Origin of the sequence: Bacteroides sp. (assembly GCF_019417265.1) — a bacterium.
Classification (GTDB): domain Bacteria; phylum Bacteroidota; class Bacteroidia; order Bacteroidales; family Bacteroidaceae; genus Phocaeicola.
Genome location: NZ_DXVR01000133.1, coordinates 1 through 5799, shown reverse-complemented (window position 1 = coordinate 5799; position 5799 = coordinate 1). Strand labels below are relative to the sequence as shown.

Genomic DNA, 5799 nt, shown 5'->3' with positions numbered 1-5799 from the left:
CTGTTTTACAAGAGAAAGATATGGAAAATGGTAACCGACACAAGGGAAACGGGAAAACAAAGATTGGGGAACTATTTATATAAATGAACGTAAGGGAGAAAAAAAACGCGCCGTCAAGAAAACCGTGACACGTTCGTGTTACGCGCGGAACACGAGCGTGACGCGCGCGGAACACGGACGTGTTACACCCGTTACACGAACGTGTTACGCTTTCTGCGTCGAAAAATTCTAAAACAAATGTCAGAATATCTGAATATAAAAAAGAGCCCGTTTGCCAAACAGATACATAGTATCATATTCAGCAAACGGGAAAGTACTTATAATAAAAGTATTTTACTTCCTGAGCATCAGATTCTTAAAAGAGCCGGGATAAGGAGTTTCAAACTGCATAACCTCCCCCGTCACAGGATGATAGAAACAAAGCTTGAATGCATGCAGCGCAAGCCTCCCCAAAGGGTCGGACTCACAACCGTATCGCAAGTCGCCTACCACCGGATGACCCAAAGTCTGCATATGCACACGTATCTGATTCTTACGTCCTGTTTCAAGATTGAGTTCTACAAGCGAATAGCCGTTGGCACGCTTTATAGTCTTATAATGTGTAACGGAGAATTTTCCACCGTCATCATAGTCGCTCGAGCTTACATAAAGCTTACGGTCTGTAAGCCATGACTCTACAGTTCCCTGATCTTTCTCCATATCACCCATTACGACGGATACATACCGGCGGTCGAATACTATCTCATGCCAGTTGTCGCGCAGTGTGTGCTGAGTTTTTTCGTCCTTGGCATACATCATCACTCCGGATGTTTCGCGGTCAAGACGATGCACCACAAACACACGGTTTCGCGGGTGCTGACGTTTGACATATTCATTCAGAATATGCTGCGCCGTACGCTCCTTCTGACGGTCGGTAGCTACAGATAGAAGTCCCTCCTTTTTCTCCACTACTATAATATAAGCGTCTTCATACAGTATGTTAAGCAATGGATTATGGAACTCATGCTTGTTCTTCTCCTTGCTTATCTGAACTTTCATTCCCGGTTTAAGAGGGAAATTATATTGCGTCTGAATATTATTGTCGACCATCACCACACGGTTTGTAAGCAACGCCTTAACTCGTGTGCGACTGATTCCCGACATCTTTTTCATCAGAAACTCCATCAGTTCCGATGATTCCGACACATTATATACAGTACATTTATTTGCAGCACGTGCCACCGGTCGTTTTCCCGGTCTGTTCTTTCTTTCTTCCACTTTCTCTTCAGATTTTAGTTTGTTTTATGCTTCTTCTCTTTTCTCAAGGAGAACAACATTTTCCACATGATGTGTGTGAGGGAACATATCTACAGGCTGAACGGCCATTACCTTATACATAGAATCGAGCAACTGCAAGTCGCGTGCCTGAGTAGCCGGGTTACAGCTTACATATACTATCCTTTTAGGTGCAGCAAACATTATCACATCGATTACGTCATTGTGCATTCCTGCACGTGGAGGGTCTGTGATGATTACATCCGGACGGCCATGCTCATTGATGAAATCCTGAGTAAGGATATCCTTCATATCTCCGGCATAGAACAGTGTATTGTCGATACCGTTTATCGCAGAATTGACCTTAGCATCTTCTATTGCTTCAGGCACATATTCTAGACCTATCACCTTCTTTGCCTTGCGCGACACGAAATTGGCAATAGTCCCTGTTCCGGTATAAAGGTCATAAACGAGTTCGTCGCCTGTAAGACCGGCAAACTCTCTTGCCACCTTATAGAGATTATACGCCTGTTCTGAGTTGGTCTGATAGAATGATTTTGGTCCGACTTTAAACTTCAGGCCTTCCATTTCCTCGAAGATATGGTCGTTACCCTTGAACACTTCCACATCGAGGTCGCCTATAGTATCATTACATTTATTATTGATAACATACATCAGAGATGTGATTTCAGGGAACGAATCGGCCACGAACTGAAGTATCTCCATCATCTTTGTACGGTCATCGTCAGTCACAACCTTACACTGCAACAGCACCATAAGCTCGCCTGTAGACGATGTACGGACCATCATATTTCTTAACAATCCTTCCTGAGAACGCAAGTCAAAGAAAGTATAGTCGTGCTCATATGCATAGTCGCGTATGGCATTTCTGATTCTGTTGGAGATGTCATCCTGAAGCCAGCATTTCTCTATGGCCAGAACTTTGTCGAAGGCTCCCGGAATATGGAAACCTACAGCATTCATCTGGTCATACTTCACATCCTGCTTCACCTCTTCTTCAGTGAGCCAACGCTTATTTGAAAAAGTAAATTCGAGCTTGTTTCTATAGAACTTGGTTTTCTCCGAACCTAAGATAGGCATGAATTCAGGAAGTTCCACTTTTCCGATACGTGTCAAATTGTCAAACACCTGTTTCTGCTTGTAGCGTATCTGGTCTTCATACGAAAGACACTGCCATTTGCATCCTCCACACACGCCATAATGCTGACAGAAAGGTTCCGCCCTCATTGGAGATTTCTCATGAAACTTTACAGCCACTGCCTCTGCATAATGGTTCTTCTTTCGTTTCACTTGCAGGTCAACAACATCTCCCGGCACTACATACGGGACAAACACTACTAAATCGTTCACTTTAGCCAAGGCTTTGCCTTCTGCGGCTACATCTGTTATAGTTACCTTTTCCAATAAAGGTAGTTCTTTTTTCTTTCTTGCCACGTTATTTTTCAATAAAACCAATTTGGGAGCAAATTTAGTCATTTTTTCCGACAATATACCATGATTTGCAAAATAGTTGATTTTGCTATATAGACATTACAAAAACATGTTGTAGAATATAAATTATATGTTTGTTTATCCGCAAATAATATATAGTTTTGCCATCGTTAAAGAAAAACAGACAGTATTTTACAAAATTTACCGTCTGAGAGAATGATATTAATATTTAAAATAACTGATAAATTAAAAACCTTACACTAAACATGGAAACAAAAAGAGTCTATACCTTCGGAAACGGTAAGGCCGAAGGAAAAGCAGACATGAGAAACTTACTTGGGGGAAAAGGTGCAAATCTTGCAGAAATGAATCTTATTGGCGTTCCGGTACCTCCGGGCTTCACCATAACAACAGATGTATGTAATGAATACTATGCCGAAGGAAAAGATAAAGTTGTAGCTTTACTGAAAGATGACGTAGAAAAGGCCATCAAAGGTGTAGAAGAGTTGATGAAATCGAAATTCGGCGATGTGGAAAATCCGCTTCTCGTTTCTGTACGTTCAGGTGCCCGCGCTTCAATGCCCGGTATGATGGACACTATCCTTAATCTTGGTCTTAATGATGAAGTAGTAGCCGGTCTTGCAAGAAAGACGGGAAACGAGCGTTTCGCATGGGATTCATACCGTCGCTTCGTACAGATGTATGGTGATGTGGTTCTCGGAATGAAACCTACAAACAAGGAAGACATCGACCCGTTTGAAGCTATTATAGAAGATGTAAAGAAAGCTAAGGGTGTACGCTTGGACAACGAGCTTGATGTAGAAGACCTGAAAGAACTGGTAGTGAGATTCAAGGCAGCTGTAAAGGCTCAGACAGGTAAAGATTTCCCATCTTGCGCATACGAACAGCTTTGGGGAGCCATCTGTGCAGTGTTCGACTCATGGATGAACGAACGCGCCATTCTCTACCGCAAAATGGAAGGAATACCTGCTGAATGGGGTACTGCAGTAAACGTACAGGCAATGGTATTCGGTAACATGGGCGATACTTCGGCTACAGGTGTGGCATTCTCTCGCGATGCCGCTACAGGCGAGGACCTTTTCAATGGTGAATACCTCATCAATGCACAGGGCGAAGACGTAGTGGCAGGTATCCGTACTCCACAGCAAATCACAAAAATCGGCTCACAGCGCTGGGCTGCTCTTCAGGGTATTTCTGAAGAAGAACGAGTTTCAAAATACCCTTCAATGGAAGAAGCAATGCCTGAAATATACAAGGAACTTGATGCCATCCAGACTAAACTTGAAAACCACTATCATGACATGCAGGATATGGAATTCACTGTTCAGGAAGGCAAACTCTGGTTCTTGCAGACACGTAATGGGAAACGTACAGGTGCGGCTATGGTACGCATAGCAATGGAAATGCTTGAACAGGGAATTATCGACGAAAAGACAGCTATCAAGAGATGCGAGCCTAACAAACTCGATGAATTGCTACACCCTGTATTCGACAAGGAAGCATTGCGCACAGCCAAGGCACTTACTCGTGGGCTTCCTGCATCACCGGGTGCTGCCTGCGGTCAGATAGTATTCTTTGCAGAAGACGCTGCACAGTGGAGAGCCGACGGACACAGAGTGGTTCTCGTTCGTATAGAAACATCACCTGAAGACCTTGCAGGTATGACTGCTGCCGAAGGTATACTTACAGCACGAGGCGGTATGACATCACACGCTGCCGTAGTTGCACGCGGTATGGGTAAATGCTGTGTTTCAGGTGCAGGTGCAATCAACATCGACTACAAAGCTCGCACAATAGAGATAGACGGAACTGTATTGAAAGAAGGCGATTACATTTCCTTGAATGGTAGTACAGGAGATGTATATCAAGGTGAAGTACCTACAAAAGCTGCAGAAGTTTCAGGCGATTTCGCTAAACTGATGAACTTGTGTGATAAATATACAAGACTTAAAGTTCGTACTAATGCCGACACTCCTCATGATGCAGAAGTGGCACGCGGTTTCGGTGCAGTAGGAATCGGACTTTGCCGTACAGAACATATGTTCTTCGACAATCAGAAGATTATAGCAATGCGCGAAATGATTCTTGCCAATGATGTGGAAGGACGCAAGAAAGCACTGGCAAAACTTCTTCCATATCAGAAAGCTGACTTCAAGGGTATATTCAAGGCTATGGACGGATGTCCGGTCAATGTCCGCCTGCTTGACCCACCTTTGCACGAGTTCGTACCACACGATTTGAAGGGACAAGAAGAAATGGCACAGGCTATGGGAGTGACTGTTGAATATATCCGTCAGAGAGTTGACAGCCTTTGCGAACACAACCCTATGTTGGGACACCGCGGTTGCCGCTTGGGTAACACATATCCTGAAATCACAGAAATGCAGACTCAGGCTATCCTTGGTGCAGCAGTAGAGCTCAAGAAAGAAGGTTACGACCCTCATCCTGAAATCATGGTGCCATTGACCGGTATTCTTTATGAATTCGAAGCTCAGGAGAAAGTTATCCGCAAAGCCGCTGCAGAACTTTTCGAAAAAGAAGGTGTGGAAATTCCATTCAAGGTAGGTACAATGATTGAAATCCCTCGTGCCGCCCTGACAGCAGACAAGATTGCATCTAAAGCTGAATACTTCTCATTCGGTACAAACGACCTGACTCAGATGACATTCGGTTATTCACGAGATGATATCGCTTCATTCCTGCCTGTATATCTTGAAAAGAAGATTCTTAAGGTTGACCCATTCCAGGTACTTGACCAAAACGGTGTAGGCCAGTTGGTGAAAATGGCTGTAGAAAAAGGCCGCTCAGTACGTCCTGATTTGAAATGCGGTATCTGTGGAGAACACGGTGGTGAACCTTCATCAGTAAAATTCTGCCACAAGGTTGGATTGAACTATGTATCTTGCTCTCCGTTCCGTGTGCCTATCGCACGATTGGCTGCGGCGCAGGCTGCTATTGAGGAAGCATAAGCAATATAGGATAATATTTGATTTAGGCTGTAACGAACTGTTTATCAGGCATTACAGCCTAAGTTGTTTTTAGGCGGTTCGTGCATTTGTCCGCAAAAAATGA

General features: G+C 43.9%; 3 protein-coding genes. 1 reads left to right on the top strand and 2 read right to left on the bottom strand.

Annotation, left to right across the window (positions count from 1 at the left end; genetic code table 11):
- Nucleotides 1-333: 333 nt before the first annotated feature.
- Together QZ379_RS11845 and rlmD are read right to left on the bottom strand one after the other, a co-directional pair.
- Nucleotides 334-1221 carry an RluA family pseudouridine synthase gene (locus QZ379_RS11845; protein WP_291564993.1) on the bottom strand — a complete coding sequence of 296 codons (888 nt, stop codon included), beginning with the start codon at nucleotides 1219-1221 and terminating at the stop codon, nucleotides 334-336.
- A 60-nt stretch (nucleotides 1222-1281) separates the two neighbouring features.
- Complete coding sequence (rlmD, locus tag QZ379_RS11840) at nucleotides 1282-2709, bottom strand: 23S rRNA (uracil(1939)-C(5))-methyltransferase RlmD (protein WP_291564990.1); 1428 nt, start codon at nucleotides 2707-2709, stop codon at nucleotides 1282-1284.
- Between the two features lie 263 nt (nucleotides 2710-2972).
- Between rlmD and ppdK the strand changes: the two genes are divergently transcribed.
- Nucleotides 2973-5696, top strand: a complete 2724-nt coding sequence (ppdK, locus tag QZ379_RS11835; RefSeq protein ID WP_291564987.1) for a pyruvate, phosphate dikinase — start codon at nucleotides 2973-2975, stop codon at nucleotides 5694-5696.
- The last annotated feature ends 103 nt before the right edge of the window (nucleotides 5697-5799 follow it).

Coding starts and splice junctions, on each gene's coding strand:
- ppdK (WP_291564987.1), top strand. CDS start 2,973: ATGGAAACAAAAAGAGTCTATACCTTCGGAAACGGTAAGGCCGAAGGA.